The organism is Flavobacterium sp. ENC (genome assembly GCF_020991415.1).
Lineage (GTDB): Bacteria > Bacteroidota > Bacteroidia > Flavobacteriales > Flavobacteriaceae > Flavobacterium.
The window spans coordinates 123,393-144,988 of the sequence record NZ_JAJMOY010000005.1 but is presented as its reverse complement, the minus strand read 5'-3'; the positions used below and the strand labels follow the sequence as shown (position 1 = coordinate 144,988).

22 protein-coding genes are annotated in these 21,596 nt (G+C 37.1%); 5 read left to right on the top strand and 17 right to left on the bottom strand.

What is annotated here, in order from left to right; genetic code table 11:
- Positions 1-4 precede the first annotated feature (4 nt).
- Complete coding sequence (locus tag LPB89_RS14685) at positions 5-2,362, top strand: cadherin-like beta sandwich domain-containing protein (protein WP_230702494.1); 2,358 nt, start codon at positions 5-7, stop codon at positions 2,360-2,362.
- A gap of 227 nt (positions 2,363-2,589) precedes the next feature.
- Positions 2,590-3,537 (top strand): thioredoxin-disulfide reductase, encoded by a 948-nt coding sequence (gene trxB, locus LPB89_RS14680; protein WP_230702493.1) that lies wholly within the window; start codon positions 2,590-2,592, stop codon positions 3,535-3,537.
- A gap of 180 nt (positions 3,538-3,717) precedes the next feature.
- Here the strand turns inward: trxB and LPB89_RS14675 are convergent, their stop codons facing one another.
- The 5 genes from LPB89_RS14675 to LPB89_RS14655 form a co-directional block, all read right to left on the bottom strand.
- Positions 3,718-4,551, bottom strand: a complete 834-nt coding sequence (locus LPB89_RS14675; protein ID WP_230702492.1) for a GIN domain-containing protein — start codon at positions 4,549-4,551, stop codon at positions 3,718-3,720.
- 85 nt (positions 4,552-4,636) lie between these two features.
- The gene (locus LPB89_RS14670) at positions 4,637-5,371 is read right to left on the bottom strand and encodes a head GIN domain-containing protein (protein WP_230702491.1); all 735 of its coding nucleotides are present in this window, start codon (positions 5,369-5,371) and stop codon (positions 4,637-4,639) included.
- Positions 5,372-5,374: 3 nt separating this feature from the next.
- On the bottom strand, positions 5,375-7,120 hold the full coding sequence (locus LPB89_RS14665) for a PspC domain-containing protein (protein WP_230702490.1): 1,746 nt from the start codon (positions 7,118-7,120) through the stop codon (positions 5,375-5,377).
- A 2-nt stretch (positions 7,121-7,122) separates the two neighbouring features.
- Positions 7,123-7,455: a PadR family transcriptional regulator gene (locus LPB89_RS14660; protein ID WP_017498072.1), complete on the bottom strand. Its 333-nt coding sequence runs from the start codon at positions 7,453-7,455 to the stop codon at positions 7,123-7,125.
- Positions 7,456-7,583: 128 nt separating this feature from the next.
- Positions 7,584-8,063 (bottom strand): DUF4870 domain-containing protein, encoded by a 480-nt coding sequence (locus LPB89_RS14655; RefSeq protein WP_230702489.1) that lies wholly within the window; start codon positions 8,061-8,063, stop codon positions 7,584-7,586.
- Positions 8,064-8,293: 230 nt separating this feature from the next.
- Here LPB89_RS14655 and LPB89_RS14650 point away from each other — a divergent pair, with 230 nt between their 5' ends.
- A complete protein-coding gene (locus LPB89_RS14650; RefSeq protein ID WP_230702488.1) occupies positions 8,294-8,746 on the top strand; it encodes a DUF4442 domain-containing protein in 453 nt (150 codons plus the stop codon).
- Between the two features lie 159 nt (positions 8,747-8,905).
- Here LPB89_RS14650 and LPB89_RS14645 read toward each other — a convergent pair whose 3' ends face one another.
- The 3 genes from LPB89_RS14645 to LPB89_RS14635 all read right to left on the bottom strand — a co-directional run bounded on the left by LPB89_RS14645 (position 8,906) and on the right by LPB89_RS14635 (position 10,658).
- Positions 8,906-9,070, bottom strand: a complete 165-nt coding sequence (locus tag LPB89_RS14645; RefSeq protein WP_230702487.1) for a hypothetical protein — start codon at positions 9,068-9,070, stop codon at positions 8,906-8,908.
- A gap of 115 nt (positions 9,071-9,185) precedes the next feature.
- Entirely contained in the window at positions 9,186-9,824 is a 639-nt protein-coding gene (locus tag LPB89_RS14640) for a M949_RS01915 family surface polysaccharide biosynthesis protein (RefSeq protein ID WP_230702486.1), read from the bottom strand.
- 462 nt (positions 9,825-10,286) lie between these two features.
- The gene (locus LPB89_RS14635; RefSeq protein WP_230702485.1) at positions 10,287-10,658 is read right to left on the bottom strand and encodes a helix-turn-helix domain-containing protein; all 372 of its coding nucleotides are present in this window, start codon (positions 10,656-10,658) and stop codon (positions 10,287-10,289) included.
- A gap of 130 nt (positions 10,659-10,788) precedes the next feature.
- Between LPB89_RS14635 and LPB89_RS14630 the strand changes: the two genes are divergently transcribed.
- Entirely contained in the window at positions 10,789-11,733 is a 945-nt protein-coding gene (locus LPB89_RS14630) for an NADP-dependent oxidoreductase (RefSeq protein ID WP_230702484.1), read from the top strand.
- Positions 11,734-11,821: 88 nt separating this feature from the next.
- Here LPB89_RS14630 and LPB89_RS14625 read toward each other — a convergent pair whose 3' ends face one another.
- From LPB89_RS14625 to LPB89_RS14600, 6 genes are all read right to left on the bottom strand, one after another.
- Complete coding sequence (locus tag LPB89_RS14625) at positions 11,822-14,065, bottom strand: multicopper oxidase domain-containing protein (RefSeq protein WP_230702483.1); 2,244 nt, start codon at positions 14,063-14,065, stop codon at positions 11,822-11,824.
- A complete protein-coding gene (locus tag LPB89_RS14620; protein ID WP_230702482.1) occupies positions 14,066-14,779 on the bottom strand; it encodes a heavy-metal-associated domain-containing protein in 714 nt (237 codons plus the stop codon).
- 222 nt (positions 14,780-15,001) lie between these two features.
- A complete protein-coding gene (locus LPB89_RS14615; protein WP_230702481.1) occupies positions 15,002-15,562 on the bottom strand; it encodes an AraC family transcriptional regulator in 561 nt (186 codons plus the stop codon).
- A 3-nt stretch (positions 15,563-15,565) separates the two neighbouring features.
- The gene (locus tag LPB89_RS14610; protein ID WP_230702480.1) at positions 15,566-16,093 is read right to left on the bottom strand and encodes a DUF3347 domain-containing protein; all 528 of its coding nucleotides are present in this window, start codon (positions 16,091-16,093) and stop codon (positions 15,566-15,568) included.
- 175 nt (positions 16,094-16,268) lie between these two features.
- Positions 16,269-16,655 carry a hypothetical protein gene (locus LPB89_RS14605; RefSeq protein WP_230702479.1) on the bottom strand — a complete coding sequence of 129 codons (387 nt, stop codon included), beginning with the start codon at positions 16,653-16,655 and terminating at the stop codon, positions 16,269-16,271.
- A gap of 71 nt (positions 16,656-16,726) precedes the next feature.
- The gene (locus tag LPB89_RS14600; RefSeq protein WP_230702478.1) at positions 16,727-17,560 is read right to left on the bottom strand and encodes an AraC family transcriptional regulator; all 834 of its coding nucleotides are present in this window, start codon (positions 17,558-17,560) and stop codon (positions 16,727-16,729) included.
- A gap of 103 nt (positions 17,561-17,663) precedes the next feature.
- On the opposite strand from LPB89_RS14600, the gene LPB89_RS14595 reads away from it, so the two are divergent.
- Positions 17,664-18,839, top strand: coding sequence for an MFS transporter (locus tag LPB89_RS14595; protein ID WP_230702477.1), 1,176 nt, complete (start codon positions 17,664-17,666; stop codon positions 18,837-18,839).
- A 107-nt stretch (positions 18,840-18,946) separates the two neighbouring features.
- Here the strand turns inward: LPB89_RS14595 and metQ are convergent, their stop codons facing one another.
- The 3 genes from metQ to metN are packed head-to-tail and all read right to left on the bottom strand — an operon-like array spanning position 18,947 to position 21,471.
- Positions 18,947-19,765: a methionine ABC transporter substrate-binding lipoprotein MetQ gene (gene metQ / locus LPB89_RS14590; RefSeq protein ID WP_230702476.1), complete on the bottom strand. Its 819-nt coding sequence runs from the start codon at positions 19,763-19,765 to the stop codon at positions 18,947-18,949.
- A gap of 28 nt (positions 19,766-19,793) precedes the next feature.
- Positions 19,794-20,447, bottom strand: coding sequence for a methionine ABC transporter permease MetI (gene metI, locus LPB89_RS14585; RefSeq protein WP_230702475.1), 654 nt, complete (start codon positions 20,445-20,447; stop codon positions 19,794-19,796).
- Positions 20,440-21,471: a methionine ABC transporter ATP-binding protein MetN gene (gene metN, locus LPB89_RS14580; RefSeq protein WP_230702474.1), complete on the bottom strand. Its 1,032-nt coding sequence runs from the start codon at positions 21,469-21,471 to the stop codon at positions 20,440-20,442. The genes metI and metN overlap by 8 nt, the downstream gene beginning before the upstream one ends.
- Positions 21,472-21,596: the final 125 nt, after the last annotated feature.

Genomic DNA, 21,596 nt, shown 5'->3' with positions numbered 1-21,596 from the left:
TGTTATGAATCGTACTTTTACTTTCTTATTTTCGAAAAAGCCTTTTTGGGTAGTTGTGATCGCTTTTTTGTCGGTTTTTCAAACGATGGCGGCACAGGAGACGCCTACTAGACAAGCTTCTAATCTTGTTTTTACAAATACAACAGCAACTACCACTACTATTAGTTGGCAATACGGGGGTGGAAATTATACTGCAGTTTTTATGCGTAAGGGAACAAATCCTAACCCTAATCCTGCGCCGGAAGATAACGTTAATTATAAACCTAATACTATTTTTGGTTTGGGAGATCAAGTTGGTACGGCAGGCTGGTATTGTGTGGCTGATACTTGGCGTAATATGGTGGTGGTAACCGGTTTGACACCAGGAACTACATATCAGGTACAGGCAATGACGAATAGTAGCAGCCACGGTAAAGGTACATTTTATTTAACGACAACAAGTACCGGTAATCCTGCGGCAGTGACTACGCTTAGTGATGTAGCGACTTTAAGTAATTTAAGTGTTAGCGACGGCACTCTGGACCCGGTTTTTAATTCAGCTACCACAAGTTATCAGATTACGGTGCCTAACGCAACCAGCAGTATTACAATATCTCCGGTGGCGAGTAGTGATAAGGCAACTATTAAAGTAAATAATATAACGGTTGCAAGCAGAAGCGCTTCGCAAGTGGTTGATCTAAAATTGGGGACTAATGTTATTACGACCACAGTTACTGCAGAAGATGGCACGGAAAAGACTTATACAGTAACCATAACCAGACTTGCTTTACCAGCCCCTGTTCTACAGGCAAGTGCTGTCTTTTTTACCAATACTACCGCAACATCAACTACCGTAAACTGGACGAATGGCAACGGAGGCGGAAGAATAGTATTTATGCGTGAAGGAACAAAAGAGGATAATCCTTTACCAGAGAATATTTATTTTAACGACGGTAAAGTTTTTGGTATGGGGGATCAGATTGGCAGTTCAGGCTGGTATGCTATTGTTAAGATTAATACCGATAATAAGGTAGAGGTAACCGGCCTGACCCCCGGAACCACTTATCAGGTAGCGGTCATGGAGTTTAACGGTTTGCCACATAATCCCTCTTATTTAACAACAGCAAGTACCGGAAATCCCGCAACTGTAACTACACTTAGTAATGTAGCGACTTTGAGTAATCTGACTTTAAGTGATGGAGTACTGGATACTGTTTTTTCACCAGAAACCACTGATTATGTTGCCAGAGTACCTAATGGAGTCAGTAGCATAAAGGTAACTCCGGTTACTACTGATAGCAATGCGGGGATAAAAGTAAACGGGGTAACAGTTGCTAGTGGAAATCCTTCGCAAGAGATTAGTAATTTGGTAGTGGGATACGTTCCTAATCTTATTACGATAGAAGTTACAGCTCAAAGCGGTGCGGTAAAAACATACAATATAAAAGTTTACAGACTTTTACCGTCACCGACGATTCAGGCTGCGAATCTTACTTTTATCAATACAACGGCCACCAGTACCACCGTAAACTGGACAAATGGGGATGGAAATGGAAGAATCGTATTTATGCGTAAAGGCACAACTGCTAATAGTCCTGTACCGGATAATATTTATTTTAAAGAAGATAAAAACTTTGGTATGGGCGATCAGATTGGCAGTTCAGGCTGGTATACGATTGTCAAGATTAATACCGATAATAAGATAGAGATAACCGGTTTGACCCCCGGAACGAGTTATCAGGTAATAGTGATGGAATTTGGAGGAGATCCTAATCTTCCCTCTTATTTAAGTACTACAAACACAGGTAATCCGGCAACAGTCACTACCCTTAGCAATTTAGCAACTTTGAGTAGCTTGACATTGAGTGCGGGAAAACTGGATCCGGTTTTCTCTTCAGAAACAACAGACTATGTTGCCAAAGTGCCTAATGCCGTAAGCATTATCGACATAACACCTATTGCGACGGATATCACTGCAGCTATAAAAGTAAACGGAGAAATAGTGTCAAGTGGGAAGGTTTGGCAGTGGGGTGATCTGGGAGATTCTGCGAGTAATAATGTTATTGTAACAGTAACAGCTCAGGATGGCACAGAAAAAACTTATACACTAACCATTGAAAGGGATAAGAGTCTGGCAGTAACCGAAAATAAGCTGGAAAGTTTTTCGGTTTATCCAAATCCTGTAAAAGAGGGGACAATATTTGTGCAAACCCAATCAGCCAGCAGTAAGGATATTAAAATATTTGATATTCTCGGAAAATGTGTTCTTTCTGTTCAAACTCAAAGTAAAGAGCTAAATGTAGAAGGCTTGCAAAAAGGAGTTTATATCCTGAAAGTAAATCAGGACGGGAAAAGCGCAACAAAAAAAATGATTATCGAGTAAATCTCTTTTGTGATTTTTTCAAATTCAAAATTCCAAGTCCCAATACTTTGCAGTTCGTTATTGGAATTTGGAATTTTTTTATTTGAAATTTACGTGGAAAGGATTTTTTATGACCGTTGTAATTTCTGTTTCTCTATCTCGGAATAGCAAAAACTGATGGACAGCACTCTGTTTTCCAACAATAAAAACTTACTTTTGCACCATCAATTATTAATTACAATCATATTATGTCAGATACAATCGAAAAAATTAAATGCCTAATTATAGGTTCTGGTCCTGCGGGCTATACCGCTGCAATTTATGCTGCCAGAGCTAACATGAATCCGGTTTTATATCAGGGAATGCAGCCAGGTGGTCAGTTGACTACCACAAATGAAGTAGAGAATTTTCCGGGTTATGTTGATGGAGTTACAGGACCTGAAATGATGGTTCAGCTGCAGGAACAAGCCAAACGTTTCGGCTCTGATATTCGTGATGGCTGGGCTACCAAAGTTGATTTTTCAGGAGATATTCATAAAGTATGGATTAACGATTCAATCGAATTACACTGTGAAACAGTAATTATTTCTACAGGTGCTTCGGCTAAATATTTAGGATTGCCTTCAGAACAACATTATTTGCAAATGGGCGGCGGAGTTTCTGCCTGTGCCGTTTGTGACGGATTTTTCTACCGCAATCAGGAAGTTGTAATTGTGGGAGCGGGTGATTCTGCCTGTGAAGAAGCTCATTACTTATCTAAACTTTGTAAAAAAGTAACCATGTTGGTGAGAAGCGAAAAATTCAGAGCTTCAAAAATTATGGAAGAAAGAGTTCGCAAAACCGAAAATATCGAAATTTTACTGAATCACGATACGGTTGAAGTAGTAGGGGATGGAAATGTAGTGCACGCCATTAAAGCTTTGAACAAAACTACTGCTGAAGTGGTTGAAATTCCTGCAACTGGGTTTTTCGTTGCCATTGGTCACAAACCAAATACTGATATTTTTAAAGATTACCTGAATTTAGACGAAACCGGATACATCATCAATACTCCGGGAACTTCAAATACCAATATTCCGGGTGTTTTTGTGGCAGGTGATGCTGCAGATCATGTATACCGTCAGGCGATCACGGCCGCAGGTACAGGCTGTATGGCAGCTCTGGATGCAGAAAGATATTTGGCAGCTAAAGAGTAAAAAAAGATTTCAGGTTTTCTTTGTTTCAGGTTTCAAGTTGTTGGAACTGAAATGCGGAGAATTTTCACATAAAAAAATCCCATTCGCAGCTGTGAATGGGATTTTTTATTTTAACGCTCCAATAATCTGAAACAAATAAAACTTGAAACATGAAACATGAAACATGAAACATGAAACTTTTTACTTAATCTTCTTAATCAGCTTCGCTTCTTCAGAAAAACGGGTAAGTTGTATCGTTGGACTTCCAAAAAGGGAAAGTTCTGCTTTGTCGCTAACCGCTATCGAAATGGTGGTTTCTGCCAAAATACTGGCTGTCGCATAATTTTCAACCGTAACATTGGAATCTTTCAAAGTGAATTTTGTTCCGGTAAAAACCGAATTGTTGTCTAAACGAATAGTGGCTTTTTCGGCAATACCTTCAATAGTGGCTGCTGCTTTCTGATACAAATCACATTTGAATTTTATGGCAGAAACCAGTGTTTTGATGGAAGCATTTTTACTTAATTGTAAATTGGCATCTTCTGCTTTTACGTTTAATTCGGTTTTTGATTTATCATCGGCAATCAGGGAGAATTTTTTCGAATTTACATTTAAAAACAATTTTGAGTAATCAAAGCTGTTAAAGGTAATGTCGTCTACCTGAACTTCCTGAATGGCATAAATAGCCGCTTCGTTTTTAGCAATTACATTCTTAAGTGATTTTGTATAAGTAACGCGGACAATCAGTTTTTTAAAAATGGAACTTTGTTTTGAGGTATACAAACGAAGTGTACGATCTCTTAAATCCATTCCGATAATATCGTGGAGATTGTCGTCAGCTTCGATTTTGATTTCGTTTTTCTCTCCTCTTTCCAGATAAACTTCCAGATTATCATCGGCTTCAATACCATCAAATTCTCCAACTTCCTTTATAGAGGTGGTAACGATTTTAGATCCTTTTATTTTTTCGCGCTTTTGGGCAAAAGTGAATGTTGTAATCAATAATAATAGGAGTAGGGCGGTGTTTTTTTTCATTAATGCTTGATTTGATTTTCACAAATATAAAAAAATCATCCACTTTCGATGAATGATTTTTTTATATTTAACAGATAAATATCATTTACTCCTGACTTATACTTCCTCCTGAATTTGAAGTTTTCTCAATTGTTTTTGGCGTACTGTCATAATTGATGCTTCCGCCGCTGCTCGCTTCTGCTTTCAGGCTTACAATAGGATGAATACTTACATGTCCTCCACTTGAAGCTTCTGCTGTAACATCATTTGCGAATAATTTATTTGCACTTATAGTGGATCCGCTTGAGGCTGAAGTAGAAATTTTTAAAGCTTTTCCTTCCACATGTACCGAACTTCCGCTTCCAGTATCTACCGTAATATTATCAGATTCTAACTTAACATCCATGGTCGCAGCGCTTGAAGTTTCCAAATCTATATCTACACCTTCAATGATTCCTGTGCTTAGGACAGAAGAAGCACTTGAAGCTTCTATTTTGTCAATTTTAGGCATCTTTACCGTCACTTTTTTCTTCGTAATATCTCTGAAAGAACTGTATTTGCATTTAATAATCAAGGTACCGTTCTCGACTGTAGTAGTGATTTCTTTTTGTAAATTATCATCAGCTTCCACAACAATTTCAGTAGCATCAGCCTGTTCGATCACTAAATCAATCGCGTTGCTTACTGATATTTTGGTAAAATCTCCCTGAACAATTCTTTTTTCGGTAGTAACATTTCCGCTTCCTTCAATGGCGTTACCGTTAAAGTTACAAGAGGCAAACAATAGTGCTGTAATAGTCGCAACTACGAATTTTGTAATATGAATGATTATTTTTATCATGGCTTAGTTAATTTTGATTATAACTCCGTTTTTGTCAGTGGTTAGCTTTCCTTTGGTTTTTTTTCCGTTTAAAACTTCTTTTCCATTAATTTTAATAGAAACTTCTTTTACCGTATCGTTGTCAATAGTGTTGTTTTCGTCATTGTCATAGTCATAGTCATAGTCTCCGTCATTGCTGTCATTTTCATCAGCAGGGCAATTGAGACATTTAACTTTAGAACCTTCAACTTTATAATTGTAATTGCCGTTAAAGTGTAAGTTGAAAAAATCATTCTCAGAGTCATCATAATCTTGTAATGACGCATCAGGTTTGAATAATTGTCCTTCAGGAAGGTATAAAAACACATCAACTTCCTGTCCTCTGAACTTGTTTTTTACATCCGTAAGAAAATAATTATCCAAAATTAAATGATTTCCTGTAATTTGAAACTTATAATTGATTTTTTCTGCTCTTTGTTTGGCAGAGATAAATGAATTTCCTCTTGCGCTTTTCTCTATTTGAATAAAAGGGGCAGCTTCGTCAGTGTGTAAAACATGCAGGCGAACATCATTTGAATATAATAACTGATGATTGGCCGAATCCTGTACGAACTCAAATTCCCTGTAGTGATTCAAATCTTTTGCATAATAGTCATTGTATTTGAATTTGATGAACAAAGTATCTTTTGGACTAATATTGATTGCTTTTTTCTCTACGGTTTTATTGTCATAGGAGATTTCAGTAGCCTGTTTGATTCCGATGCTGATGGCGATTGCAACCGCAATAATCCAAATGGCTAACAACGTATATTTTGTAATATTCCCGATAGATTTTAAGTTTGGAGATAACAATTTGAAACCTAAAAGGGTCAAAAAGAAAAACGGAATTCCAACGGCAAAGAACATTAATAAACCAAATGACCAGATCGGATAGTCTGTGAAGTTTCCGGCTTCCACGAAGTTTTGCCATGGAAAATCAACAAAAACATTAGTTCCCAGGGTAAACACCCCAATCAGTAACATGATCAGAACAGTGATTCCGGACATGATTAATATTATTCCTAAAAATTTAGCGAAGATTTTAAAAACCGTCATGATAAAGTCTCCAAATGAACTACTTATTCTCTCAGCTCCCGACTTTACGTGGTTTCCCATGGCATCATAATCTGCATTTTTAAATTTATCAGACAAGGACTCAATTTCCTCACGTACTTTTCTTTCAATGTTCGAAATGGTTACAGGCTCACCGGTCATTTCCAGTTTTTCAGAGGTTGTAACCGCTTCCGGAGTTACAACCCATAGTACGAAATAAGCCAAAATTCCAGTTCCGAAACCTGCAAAAACAAATATTAGGAAAATGATTTTTATCCATACGGCGTCAACTCCAAAATAATGTCCTAAACCCGTTGCAACACCGCCGACCATTCCTTTTTCTTTGTCACGGTACAGTTTTTTATGTTTTCTGTTTCCGTAATCATTAAAAGACTGACCTGATTTTTCTTCGTCTTCAATGATATAATCTTCAGGTTGTCCCATAACAGCGATCACCTCATCAATATCTTTCAGTCCCACAACATGTTTTTCGCTTTTTTGTTTTTCCGTCAGTAATTCAGAAAAACGCATTTCGATATCTTTAATAATTTCATCCTGACCGGAAGAATTGTTTAATGATCGTTTTATAGCGTCAAAATAACGGGTTAGTTTCAAATATGCGTCTTCATCAATGTGAAAAGACATACCTCCTAAGTTTATATTTACTGTTTTGTTCATGATTATTGATTTTGATTGGTGATTAGTTTTACGGCGTCAGACAATTCTGTCCAGGTTCCGCTAAGTTCGTTTAAAAATGTTTGTCCTATTTCGGTTAACCCATAATATTTTCTTGGTGGTCCTGAAGTTGATTCTTCCCAGCGATAATTGAGTAAACCGTCGTTTTTCAGTCTGGTTAAAAGGGGGTAAACTGTTCCCTCAACAACTAGTAATTTGGCGTTTTTTAAAGTGTCTAATATTTCTGATGTGTATGCATCTTTTTCTTTTAGTACAGATAGGATACAAAACTCAAGAACACCTTTGCGCATCTGTGCTTTTGTGTTTTCAATGTTCATAATTTCATTTTGTTTTTTTTAGATTGAACAATTCGTCTTTTGATTGATGATTTTGATTGATGATGATTGTTTCGAATTTATTCTTTTGGAATGAGTTCGTATTTCGTATAACTTTTAATCTTTAGCAATTACTTTATAAAAGGAATCGTCATCGGATATTTGTAATATTCTCCGTTTGATGTTTTTATAGAAGCATAAATCACTAAAAAGAATTCCATTACTTTTAACAATCCGAAAAGTAAAACAGCTGTTGCCCCAATACTGATTAATCCAATGTTTCCGTCAAAATGAAAATTTCTGATTACGAAATCTTCGTCGTTAAAAACAGCTTCCATTGGCAGGTTTTGAAAAAACACGATGATAAAAATCGGAATCGCAATTAAAGCCAGAACCAAAGTGTAAAGCAATAAACTCAATTGAAAATTCAGGGTCTGTTTGCCATGGTGATTTACAAATTCTGACTTGTCTTTATAACTCGTCCAGATTAAAATCGGAAAAATATAATTTCCAAAAGGGATGATATACTGGCTTAATGTACTTAAATGTGTGAACGTTGCAGTGTTCTTTTCTGATGTTGTTTCCATGATGAGTGGTGTTGTTGTTTCCATGATTAAAAGTATATAGTATTTTCTTATGCAAATATATGGTCAAAAGACAGTATCTTGTTTTACATAGTACCAAATATTAACAAAATATTAACAAATATAAAGTATGCCTGCTAAATAAAAAAGACTGAAAATCAGTGTGAAGGCTTGATTTTATTACCCTTTCAGGAAAGTAAAAACAATTTATTGTGCGTGCATAGTTTTTTTGTATTTTTACATAAAAAATAAATCACATGGCAGTTTCAGTTTCCAAACTCAACAAATTTGTATTATTCAAATTACCATCGGCCTATATTTGCGGTGTTCGCGTAAAAGCGATCGATAAAGACAGTTGTGTCGTAAGTGTAAAACACCGTTGGATCAATCAGAATCCTTTTAATTCAATGTATTTCGCGGTTCAGGCAATGGCTGCTGAATTAACAACGGGTGCTTTGGTAATTTCCCAAATTCAGGAAAGCGGAAAAAAAATCTCTATGCTGGTCGCCAATAATAAAGGGAACTTTACTAAAAAAGCAACTGGTCGAATTACATTCGTTTGTAAAGACGGACATTTAATTGCTGAAGCTATTGAAAAAACGATAGCCACAGGTGAGGGGCAAACCTTCTGGATGAAATCTATCGGAACAGACGAAAAAGGAATCCAGGTTTCAGAAATGGATTTTGAGTGGAGCGTTCGTATTAAATAGTTTTTTTGCCACGAATTTCACGAATTTTCACGAATTATTTTTCGCAAAATGCATAAGCATTTTTGAATTAGTGCAAATTCGTGAAATTCGTGGCAAAAAGAACCTATAAAAAAAAGACCTCAAATTATTTGAGGTCTTTTTTGTTGCATAAATGTCATCTTATTTTTTAACACAGCAAGCTTTTTTGTCTTTTTTTGCCGCATCTGTTTTGGTACAACAGGATTCCTTTTTAGCCTTTTCTTTTTTTGCTGCCGGTTTCGTTTCCTGAGCTGTTATGCCAATTGAGAATAGGGCCACAGTCATAAAGGTAATTACTTTTGTCATTTCTTTGTTTTTTGGATGTTGATGATTCTGTTTTTGATGCATCAAATATAGTCCGATTTAGGATTCGTGCGAATAAGCGTATAGTTAATGTTTTTGTAAAAGTGCAGACAATTAACTACTCCCAAACTTTATTGACGTGCTTTTGCCACAGCTTTTTGGCATATTCCCTGAATGCCGCTTGGCCATCGTTAAAAGGTTTGTCAAAAGTATATTTTCCGCCTAAGTAGCGTTTTTCATCTACCTTAACTTTGGTTTCGCCGCGCATGGAAAATTTTTCATTTCCCTCGTGCATTATTATTTTCATAGTCGAAGGACTAACATCTCCATGACAAACCGTGGTGTACATCACCCAGATTTCAGCTACGCCATCTTTATTTAAATCGGTAATATTGAACGTGTTTTTTACAAAGTTGGCTTCTATTTCAACCGGACAATCATGTATGAAATCATAAATTTTCCAGTTTAATTTTGAATCTTTACCCGATAAAATATAATGGTAGGCATATAATGCCGCGTCACGCGAATCTTCACTGTCGGAGTTTTTAGTTGTAAATTCGCCTGTTTCGGTTAATACAACAATATTCTCGCCAAGCTTGTCTTTCCAGGAGACTGCATTTTTGACTTTTCCGGTATATTTTATTTCTTTCGGAATTTTATTCAAATCTATTTTTTTGGGAACAATGGCAGTATTCTGGCCAATGAGTTTTACGGAAAGGATGGTAAACAGGACTAGAAAAGTAATTTTGTTTTTCATTTATTAGGCTTTTATTTTTAAGTTAAGATGCGAAATATTCAGGTATTATTTGGTATTGCGATTGTAATGTCTCCTGATAAAATATTGGGCTACTATGGTTACGATTAAAATTATAATAAAAATAAATTCGACTAAAATTAATCCTAACAACGGCATTCCGCAATGGATTTGTCCATTTGAGTTGCTCCTAAGATTGTGTGAAAGGATTTGAAAAGCCAGGCAGGACAATAGTATTTGTGAGAGAAAGCTAATAATACTTACTTTAAAAAAAGATAATTTTATAGTTTCATACCTAAATTTTCTTCCAAATATAATTTGAAAAATCAGCGGCAAAACAAGTAATAAAAAGGGATTGATTCCGTACATGAATGTGAAAGGTTTTGTTGGTGTTGTTCATTTCAAAATCAATGCCAGTTCCTAAAGATCGTTATACTTTTCTAAATTCATTTCCATAAAGAGGAATCATTTACTTATTCTTAGCGAAGACGAAATTTTCTCTTTCGCACGCTGCTTATCGCCCCATTCTTTCAGATGATTGATAAACGGAATCAGTTCCATGCCAATATCTGTGAGTGAATATTCTACTTTTGGCGGAACTTCATGGTATACTTTTCGGGAGACCAATTCATCATCTTCGAGTTCCCTTAAAGTCTGGGTCAGCATTTTGGGAGTGACATCTACAAGTGTTTTTCGTAATTCGCCATATCGAAGGATGTTTTTGTTGCTCAGATTCCACAAAATTCTTCCTTTATACTTACCGCCAATTCTCTTAAAAGCATAGTCAACGGAGCATACTACATCGGAACAATTCTCGTCATATTTATTTTTTCCCATTTTTTTTTATTTTTAAAGCATTGATAATCAATAATAGTATACTTTTGGTGTGTAGCATACAAAAAAGTGCATACTTGTGGCAAAGATACTGATATTATACTTTTGTACTTTAATTTTAAAACAAATTATGATGAAAGCAATTATAGTAAACGAAGCGGGGAGTGTATCCAACTTTAAATATGTTGAGATTCCGAAACCGGAAATCAATGCTGATGAGGTCTTGGTAAAAGTAAGTGCGTTGAGTATCAATCCTGTTGATTACAAAACAAGATCTTCGGAAGGGGGAATTAAACGTTTTTTTGAAGACGAACGTCCGGCCATTCTGGGCTGGGATTTGTCCGGAACCATTGTGGAAGCAGGGGAAAATGTAACAGATTTCAAATTAAATGACGAAGTATTCGGAATGGTAAATTTTCCCGGAAAAGGAAAAGCATATGCAGAATATGTAGCGGTTCCGGCTTCGCATCTGGCTTTAAAACCGGAGAATATTTCTCATGAAGAAGCGGCAGCAGGAACACTTGCCTTGCTTACGGCCTGGCAGGCATTGGTGACTAACGGAAAAATAAAAGAAGGTGATAACGTACTAATTCATGGAGCGTCGGGCGGAGTTGGGCATTATGCCACACAAATTGCCAAACATTTCAAAGCGCATGTCATCGGAACTTCATCCGGAAAAAATAAAGAATTTGTTTTGCAAAACGGAGCGGATCAGCATATTGATTATACAAAAACCGATTTTGAAAAAGAAGTTTCAGATGTGGATCTGGTGTTAAATTCGATTTCAGATGAAATCAACAATCGTTCGGTTGATGTTGTAAAACCGGGCGGAAAAATAATTTACATCTTAGGTGCCATTGCTCCGGAATATGCAGAAAAGGCCAAAAGCAAAAATGTGGATCTGTTTGCTATTCTGGTTGCATCTTCAGGCACAGATATGAAAGCTGTTGCCGATCTTATGCAAAAAGGAATCATCAAATCGCATGTGTCGCAGGTATTTTCATTTGATGAAATGGACAAAGCACATTTGCAATTAGAGACCGGAAGAACGGTGGGTAAAATTGTAGTTAAGCTTTAATACTATTTCATTTCAATAAAAAACATCAGTTCTTAAGAGGCAGGAACTGATGTTTTTTTTTATAAAATTAAAATAAGTAAGAATGTAGTTAGTAATTCAGATTCACTCCGAATCCAACTCCCATATCGCTGTCATAATGTGTAGTAACTCCAAAGTTTCTGGCTACGATATATTTCAGACCCGCCATATATTCTTTATCGGTATTCCACATGAGGTTCATGCGTAAACGTCTTGAAAGCGGAATGTCTTTTCGTTCCAGCTGAAAACGTACATTTCCATCGGTATAAACTTCTACCTGGGCTTTTATAAGCATAGGGAGAGTATATTCAAGACCGGCACTAAAAACAGAACGATTGTCTTTGGTATTAGACTGCCCGAAAAGATTTTGTTCCTGTTCATCCATTCCCATTTTTCGGTAGCGCCAGTCAAAACCGATAAAAGGCATGAGCCATTGATTTTTGCCAATGTAACGACCAATGTGGGTTTCCGTTTCATAACCATGACTATTATTGTAGCCCAGTCTCCATTCTGTTCCTATGCTCCAGCGTGTATTGCTGAACATGGCTTCACCGTCATTTCCATTAGTAGCAAAATCATTTTCTCCCATGAAATGGAACATTCTGTCGTCCATTTTTAGCATTTTATAAGCCATTTTAGGATCATGAATCAGCGGATTCGGTGCTGAGTTTTCATAACTGAAAATACGCCCCATTCCTGCCATCATATGGTACAAAATATGGCAGTGAAAAAACCAGTCGCCATCTGCATTCGCCTGAAATTCGATGGTATCGGTTTCCATCGGCATAATATCAATTACATTTTTCAGCGGTGCGTAATCGCCCTGATCATTCAGGATTCTGAAATCGTGTCCGTGTAAATGCATGGGGTGTCGCATCATAGAGCCGTTGTACAGGACAATGCGCACATTTTCTCCTTTCCTTATTAAGATTTTATCGGTTTCAGAAATGACTTTATTATCTAAACTCCAAACGTAGCGATTCATATTTCCCGACAATTCAAAACGCAATTCCTTAACGGGAGCGTCTTTTGGAAGCGTAGTTTTGACCGTCGATTTCAGCATTGCATAATTTAAGGTGACTATGTCGGCGGTTTCAGTGCTGTCAGTATCCATTTGCATGCCTTCTGCATGTTCGGAATGGTTCATCGGTTTTGAATTTTCATCTTCACCGGTGATTTCAGGATACATGACGGCATTCATATCCATTTTATTCAGGGACATTTGCATGCCCATGTCATTCATTTCGCCGTTCATTTTCATCATGCCGTTCATCATTTTCATTCCTTCAAAATATTTTAATTTCGAAAGAGGTACGAGAGGCTGTTTAATTCCGTCTCCCAGAAATAAAGAAGCTGATCCCGTTCTGTCTTCGGCTGTAGCCAGAAAAGCAAAGAATTTTTTATCTTCCGGAATGGTGACGATAATATCATAAGTTTCAGAAACTGCAATAATGAGGCGATCCACTTCTACAGGGTCAACATCGTTACCGTCACTGGCTACGACGGTTATCTTTCCGCCTCCGTACGTGAGCCAGAAATAACTGGAAGCACCGCCGTTTGCAATTCTGAGCCTGACTTTTTCTCCGGGCTTAAATTGCGAAAGCTGGTCCTGGTTTTTCCCGTTGATTAAAAACTTCTCATAATAGACGTCGCTGACATCCATGGCATTCATTCGTTTCCATTCGTTGGTAATCTTGGTTGAAAAATGGCCTTGTTTCAGGGCTTCGGCATAACTTTGAGTGGTTCCTTTTTTGATCGCAAACCAATCGTTGGCATTATGAAGCATTCGCTGAACGTTTTCCGGTTTTAAGTCGGTCCATTCACTTAAAATAACAGGAACGGTTGGCAAATCATCAATGCCTTTCCTGAAAGTGGGGTCGTCCTTCTTTTTATTGATGATGAAAAGGCCGTACAAGCCTACCTGTTCCTGAAGTCCGGAATGGCTGTGGTACCAGTAGGTTCCGTTTTGAATAATGGGAAAGCTGTATTTATGTGTGGTCTTGGGAGCAATCGGCATTTGGGTCAGATACGGAACACCGTCTTCCTTATTCGGTAAAAATAAACCGTGCCAGTGCAGCGAAGTATTTTCTTTTAATTCGTTATGGACGTAAATTTCTGCAACGTCACCTTCTGTAAAAGTGAGCGTCGGCATCGGAATTTGTCCGTTTACGGCAAAAGCATGTTTTTCCTTTCCCGAAAAATTGACAATTGTGTCCCTTACGTATAAGTCATAACGGACCACCTTTTGCGACAGCATGATTTGTATGCTAAAAAGGAGGAGTAGTGAGGTGAAAAATATTTTTTTATGATTCATTTATAGTAGTGTTGTTAGCATTATTAAGCTCATGATGATCATTAAACCATCTTCTATAATAGTTACGGTGCTCATTGGTAAATTAAAAACAGCTCCCAGACAGGCGCACTGAATTTTCTTTTTGTTCAGGACAGATTGCAGTACACCAATGATGCTGATACTCATGATAATAAATGTCAGTGCATTGGTTAAGAACGGATTAAAATTGATTACATACGAAATCCCTAAACCGAGTTCGAGAAAAGCATATACATATCCCCAGGCCGGGATTTTTTTCGCCAGCACATCGTACATCTGATAACTTTCTGCAAAACCTTTTAAGTTCAGCATTTTGAAAAATGAAAAAACCAAAAAGAATCCGGCCATAAAATGGCGCATGGCCTGCATAAAATCAAACTCAGAATTGGTAAGCTGAATCAATCCTGTAACCAGACTGATGTAAAAGAATATCAGTACAATTGGTTTGTAGGTCTCCAGCCAGGATTTTGTTTCTTCGGCAATTTCATTATGGTGGATTGCTGAAATCTTATATTTACTGTCGAGGACATTTTGCAATTCATTGAGGCCAACATGTTGGCTCATCGTTACGGTTGCGCTGTTTTTATCTTTCGAAACTTCCACTTCGGTTACATGCGCTGCGGATTGAAGTGCTTTTTTTACTTTATCCTCGCAGCTGGTGCAGGTCATTCCGGTAATCTGATAGGTATGTGTCATTGTTTTTATCTTTAAATAGTACAATGCAAATTTCCGAAGCAATAGTGGCTTCGTGTTGTATAATTTTGAGAATGATTTGTAATATTTATAAAAAAAAATTAACCGCAAGGGGCGCAAAGTTTTGTATCTGCCGGGTTTTAGGAAAACGCAACGTTCGCAAGGCTTCGTGCTCTTTGCATATCCCGATAGCTATCGGGATTGCCTTCTTTGCGGTAAAAAAAATTACAAATTCTCAATCTGAATGCGCTTTTTGTTTTTCAGCTGTTTAAAATAAGTAGGTGTAAAACCGGTAATTTTCTTGAACTGATTGCTCAGGTGTGCCACATTACTGTAGTTTAAAATATCAGCAATTTCGCTTAACGAAAGTTCATTGTAAATCAGTAATTCTTTTACCTTTTCTATTTTCTGACTGATGAAATATTTTTCAATAGTAGTATTTTCTGTTTCCGAGAAAAGATTGCTCAATGTGCTGTAATCCTGATGGAGATTTTCTACTAAGTAATCAGACAAATTGATTCTCAGTTCATTGTTTTTATGATGAACTAAATCGATAATAATAGTTTTGATTTTCTCTATTGTCTTGCTTTTTTTGTCATCAAGCAGGTCAAAGCCCAAAGAATGAAGGTTTTGAAGTAAATCTCTTTTCTGATTTTCTGTAAGTTCCTCTTGTAATTCCACTTCACCCAGTTCAACAGAAATAGTGTGAAGTCCGAGTTTTTCAAACTCAGACTTCACTACCATTTTACATCTGCTGCATACCATGTTCTTGATATAGAGCGTCATAATTTATTTGATGGTTTCTACCACATTTCCACAGGTAAGCATTGAAGCACCGTAATATGGATTTTTAACTGCTTTTTCTTTGCTTAACCAGTTTGCATCTGCCATTGGGCAATATTGATAGTAAACAGTTTCTGCGGGATTGGAAGCTTTGATCAGTTCGTAAGTACTTTTAGATAAGGATTTAAAAGTTTCACGTTGTTTTTTCAGATCCTGATTTGATGAAATTGCTTTAGCATCAGCGGTGATTTTTTTCATAACTTTCATCCAGACACCGTGCTCTGCGGTTTTTAACTGATCCATTTTTACCGCACCGATTGCAGTTAAAAGGTCTTTGGCTTTTGCCGAAGTGGTTTTTGCGTCACTTTTGATTAGCGCGTCTTTCATTGCGAAATACTCATCAAAAACAGGTTTCAGTTTGGAGTCCTGAACTTCTTCTGTTGTGATTTGTGCTTTTAGTTCTTTCGCTGAAATTGTATTTACGGATAATACTATTGTAATTGCTGCCAGTACAGCTGTTATTGCATTTTTCATTTTTGTATGTTTTTGAAAAAAGGATTTTTTTAAGTTTCCTTTAAATTAGTTTTTATTCAATATTACTGTTCCTAAGAATAACAAAGGTAAACAAGCAGGAAGCTAATGTCTTTGCCTGTATTTTTTGCCTGTAAAAGGTGCTGAAAAAGCCCAATTATGGCTGTCACAAATAGAATTATTTTATTTTAGGAGGCAGCCAGATTGAAGTGAAGCCATCAGAGATATTGGTTTCATTGTAATAGGAAACAGACTTTTCCATTGAAAAATTGAAAAGCATATTTTGAAAATCAAAATCATTTAAAGCCGGAATGCTAAACTGTAAAGAAGAGGTGGTACAGTTGGTATGATTGCATTTTCCGTCGCAGTCGTGCTTTTCTTTTTTTGGAGAAGCGGTTTTACTGCAACAGTCTTTTTTACAGCAGTCTTTTCCTTTTTTGTTAGTGCTAATTTCTTTTTTGAAAGCGTTTTTGCCTGTGTGATTTTCACATGCAACACCGGAAACCGGAATCAGGAAGAAACCAATGGTGAGTATGAGAAATAATATGAAGGCTTTTTTAGTCAACGAAAATTTATTTTATTAGGACAAATTTAAATAAAAATATTCAGGTGGGCGCTTTTTTAAGATTTCAATAACTAAAGCTTCTTAAAATCGGTAGGTTTCATATTCTTCCTTTTCTTAAAATAATTGGACAAATGGCTTTCATCGGTAAAACCGAATTCATAGGCAATCTGTTTCACCGGCAATTGATTGTTCTGAAAACGTTTTTCGATCAGGGTTGTTCTGAGATTATGAATGTAATCACGGTAGCTGATCGAAAAAGTTCTTTTGAAATAAGCGCTGAAATAGGTTTGGGCAATATTAAAATGGGCTGCAATTACTTTTATCTGCACCAGTTTGGGCTGATAAATATTCTGATGAATGTAAGAAGTAATCTGTTCATTGTCGATAGAATTTCCTTTCACCACAAGATTCAGTCCGCGCATGGTTTCTTTAATTAATCCAAAAATGGAAAGGATCTGATAAAATACAATGGGTGAATTCGAAACATCGGTCTTGCAATTGTAAGCGGAGATGTTTTCAATTGTATTTCGTAAAATCGTTTTGCAAGGGTCATCAAATTTTAAAACCGTTTCTTTTAGCGTTTTATCGCGCATGAAACTTTCGGGTGTGTGGACTAAAAATTCATCACAGGTAAGATTTTGTTTCGAATTGAAATAATTATCCGTGAACTTAATATAGAAAAAACGCGTGCTTTTCCTGATGTCAAAATAATGTTCGTCATCCGGTGAAATCACAAATAAATCACCCGCTTTATAAGGCAGGAGGTTGTTGTTTAAGTGATGAATTCCGTTGCCCTTCTTTATATAGATGATTTCATAATAAGTATGTGTATGCGGCGGAAGGTGAAATTTCTCGTCTTCAAATTCATCTATTAAAAGCGTTTCAAATTGATTTAATTTCGGCATAACTTAAATGTACAAGTTTATATCGCAAATATACAACTATTTCCTTTCAAAGCTGACGTAAATTTGCGTCATAGAAAATCTATTCCTTTCTTGTAAAAAACAAATGAAAAAAAGTCTTATTGCACTGTCATTGGGTGGTCTAACTATCGGAATTACCGAATTTGTTATGATGGGCCTGTTGCCTGATATTGCTTCAGATATGAAAGTTACGATTCCTGTTGCCGGATATTTAATTTCGGCTTATGCACTTGGAGTGGTAATTGGAGCACCTTTATTAGTAATTCTGGGCAGAAATTTTGCTCCTAAAAAAATGCTTTTAATTTTAGCTTTGATGTTAACGGTTTTTAATGCGTTATCTATTATTGCGCCTAACTATAATTTTTTATTCGCTTCCAGATTTCTTTCCGGACTGCCGCACGGGGCTTTCTTTGGAGTAGGAGCGGTGGTGGCAAGCCGTTTGGCGGATAAAGGAAAAGAAGCGCAGGCGATTGCGATCATGTTTTCAGGTTTAACACTGGCGAATCTGATCGGTGTGCCCATTGGAACCTATATCGGGCACCATTTTATCTGGCGTTATACTTTTATACTGATTGCTGTTGTGGGAATGCTTACCTTTTTGTTTATCTATTTATGGATGCCAAATCTGGAACGAAATCAAAATGTAAATATGAGGACACAATTAAAATTTTTCCAGCAAATCGATGCGTGGCTTATTATCGGAATCACGGCAATTGGTTTTGGCGGATTGTTTGCCTGGATCAGTTATATCGCACCGCTTTTGATCAATGTCTCTAAGTTTTCTCCGGAAGATGTTTCGTATATTTTAATTCTGGCCGGTTTCGGAATGGTGGTAGGGAATTTTCTCGGTGGTAAACTGGCGGATAAGTTTTCTCCGGCACCCACTACATTAGCATTGCTTTTTGTGATGTCCATCGATTTGATTTTAGTTTACTTTTTCTCCTACAATCAATATGCTTCCTTGTTCTTTACGTTTTTAACCGGAGCCATTTCATTCTCTGTTATTGCACCTATTCAAATGCTGATGATTCGTACTGCGAAAGATGCAGAAATGATTGCTTCGGCTTCCCTGCAGGGAAGTTTTAATATCGGAAATGCATTAGGTGCTTTCCTTGGCGGTTTGCCGCTTATAGCAGGCTACAGTTATGCTTCTCCGAACCTTATTGGTGTGGGAATGTCAATTATCGGGATGGTTATTACTATTGTGCTGATACAAAGAAGAAGTAGTGCCGTAGAACTTCAGGAAGCAGAAGCGGTTTAATTTTCTTTTCAATACAGAAGTTTAGAATTTATTATCTAACATAAAAGAAGGGTGACAATTACTATATTGTCACCCTTCTTTATATTATCTTCTAAATAAATAAGCTACTACCAGCCTTTTACTGCACCGCCTTTGAATTCTTTTTCGGCCACTTTTGCTACTTCGTCAGATTGAAATGCTTTTAGAAATTTTAAAATCCTTGGGTCTTTTTTATTGTCTTCCCTTGAAACTACCAAATTCACATACGGAGAATCTTTATCTTCAACAAATAAAGCATCTCTGGACGGTACCAGCCCTGCTTGTGAGGAGAACGTGTTGTTGATAATGGCAATCGTTACATTTTGATCGTCTAAGGTTCTTGGAATCTGTGGCGCTTCCAGTTCTAATATTTTTAAATTCTTAGGGTTTTCCGTGATGTCGGTTACTTTTGGTAAAAGGCCTACGTTATCTCTCAGTTTTAAAATACCATTTTTTTGAAGCAGTAATAAGGAACGCCCTCCATTGGTGGGGTCATTTGGAATTACAATGGTACTTTCCGGTTTTAATTCGGCCAGCGTTTTTATTTTTCTGGAATAAGCAGCAATCGGATAAATGAAAGTCTTGCCGATAATCGCCAGTTTGTATCCTCTTTGTTTTGACTGTGCGTCAAGGTAAGGTTTGTGCTGGAAAGCATTAGCGTCAATATCGCCTTGGTTTAAGGCTTCGTTTGGAACTACATAATCATTGAAGGTAATTAACTCCACTTCCAGGCCATATTTTTCTTTGGCTACTTTTTGAGCTTCCTGAGCTACCGTAAATTCGGGTCCCGCAGCAACTCCGACCTTTATGAAATTCGGATCGTTTTTTTTGTCCTTTCCGCAATTTGACAGCAAAAGAGTGGCTAATAGGATTCCCGCCAGTATCGAAAATTTATTTTTTGTATTCATGTTTTTATTTTAAAATTAAAGCTGAGTTTTATCTGTGATCAAAATATTTAGAAAGTTTGTCGCCTGCAAATTGAATAATAAATACAAGGGCGACCAGTAAAATCAGAACAGTATTCATAATTGCTGCATCGTACCCAATATAACCGTATTGATATCCTATTTGTCCAAGTCCGCCGGCACCTACAGCACCACCCATTGCTGAATAGCCGACAAGTGTGATCAGGGTAATTGAAGCAGCATTGATGAGCGAGGGAAGTGCTTCCGGCAATAGTACTTTGTATACAATTTGAAAAGGGGTTGCGCCCAGAGCTCTTGCCGCTTCAATGAGTCCAGAAGGAAGGCTCAGCAAACTGTTTTCTACCAGTCTTGCAATAAAAGGAGCTGCCCCAATGCTTAAGGGTACTAGTGCAGCACTAACACCAATAGAAGTTCCTACCAAAGTTCTGGTGAAAGGAATCATCCATACAATTAAAATGATAAAAGGAATCGATCTGAAAATGTTTACGATTACCGATAGAACGCGGTTGAATACCACGTGCTCTAAAATCTGACCTTTGCGGGTAAGGAATAATAAAATTCCCGATGGAAGTCCTAATAAAAAACCGAAGAATCCGGCCAGGAATGTCATTACAATTGTTTCTAATGTTCCTTGTACTAGTAATGTTATAATGGATTCAGACATAGCCTAATATTTCTGTTTTTACGTGTTTTTCTTTAAAAAATTGAATTGCTTCTTTTTGCTGTATTTCATTACCGGACAATTCGACGATCAGGATTCCAAAATTGGTTTCACCTGCGTATGCGGTCTGTGCCGTTATAATATTGGCGTTCACACCAAACTGAATGGCAGCCTGAGTGAGAATAGGCTCGTTTACCGAATTGCCGTTCAGTTCTAAACGCAATAAAGGATGCAAGCCTTCTTTGTAAACTGCTTCCAGACGTTCCTGATATACATCCGGAATGTCAATGTGTAAAGAAGAGGCGATAAATTCACGCGTTAATTCATGTTGCGGATTGGCGAATATTTCGCCTACAGTTCCCTGTTCGATTAGTTTTCCGTTGCTTATGACGGCAACTTCGTCACAAATTGCCTTAACGACCTCCATTTGATGGGTGATTAGCAGTATTGTGATATTAAGACGTTTGTTGATGTCTTTTAACAGATTTAAAATTGACCTTGTAGTTCCGGGATCCAGTGCGCTGGTCGCTTCGTCACACAAAAGTACTTTTGGATTATTGGCTAAAGTTCTTGCAATAGCGACACGCTGTTTTTGACCGCCGGAGAGACTGGCAGGATAATCATTGACTTTTTCAGTTAGTCCGACAAGTTCTAATAGTTCCTGTACACGTTCTTTAATGATGCTTTTGGAAACACCGGCTAATTCTAAGGAAAACGCGACATTCTCAAAAACAGTTCTGGAGGATAAAAGGTTAAAATGCTGAAAAATCATTCCGATTTGTCTTCTTTCCTGCGCCAGTTGGGAGTTGCTTAAGAGCAGCAATGATTTTCCGTCCACGATTACCTCACCCGAAGTTGGTTTTTCAAGTAAATTAATGCAGCGTATCAAAGTGCTTTTTCCGGCTCCGGAAGTACCGATAACACCGAAAATTTTTCCGGGAGGTACATGAAGTGAAACATCCTGCAACGCATTAATTTCCCGGCCTGTTTTATAAAAGGTTTTTGTAATATTCTTTAATTCTATCATATTTTGTTATTTGCAATCCATTGAAAGCTAAAGAAGAAAAAAGGTTCCTCTCAATTTTGGTGCAAATGTAAGCGATATTTATTTTATAATCAAATCTATCGGCTAAGTCGAATATTGATAAAATG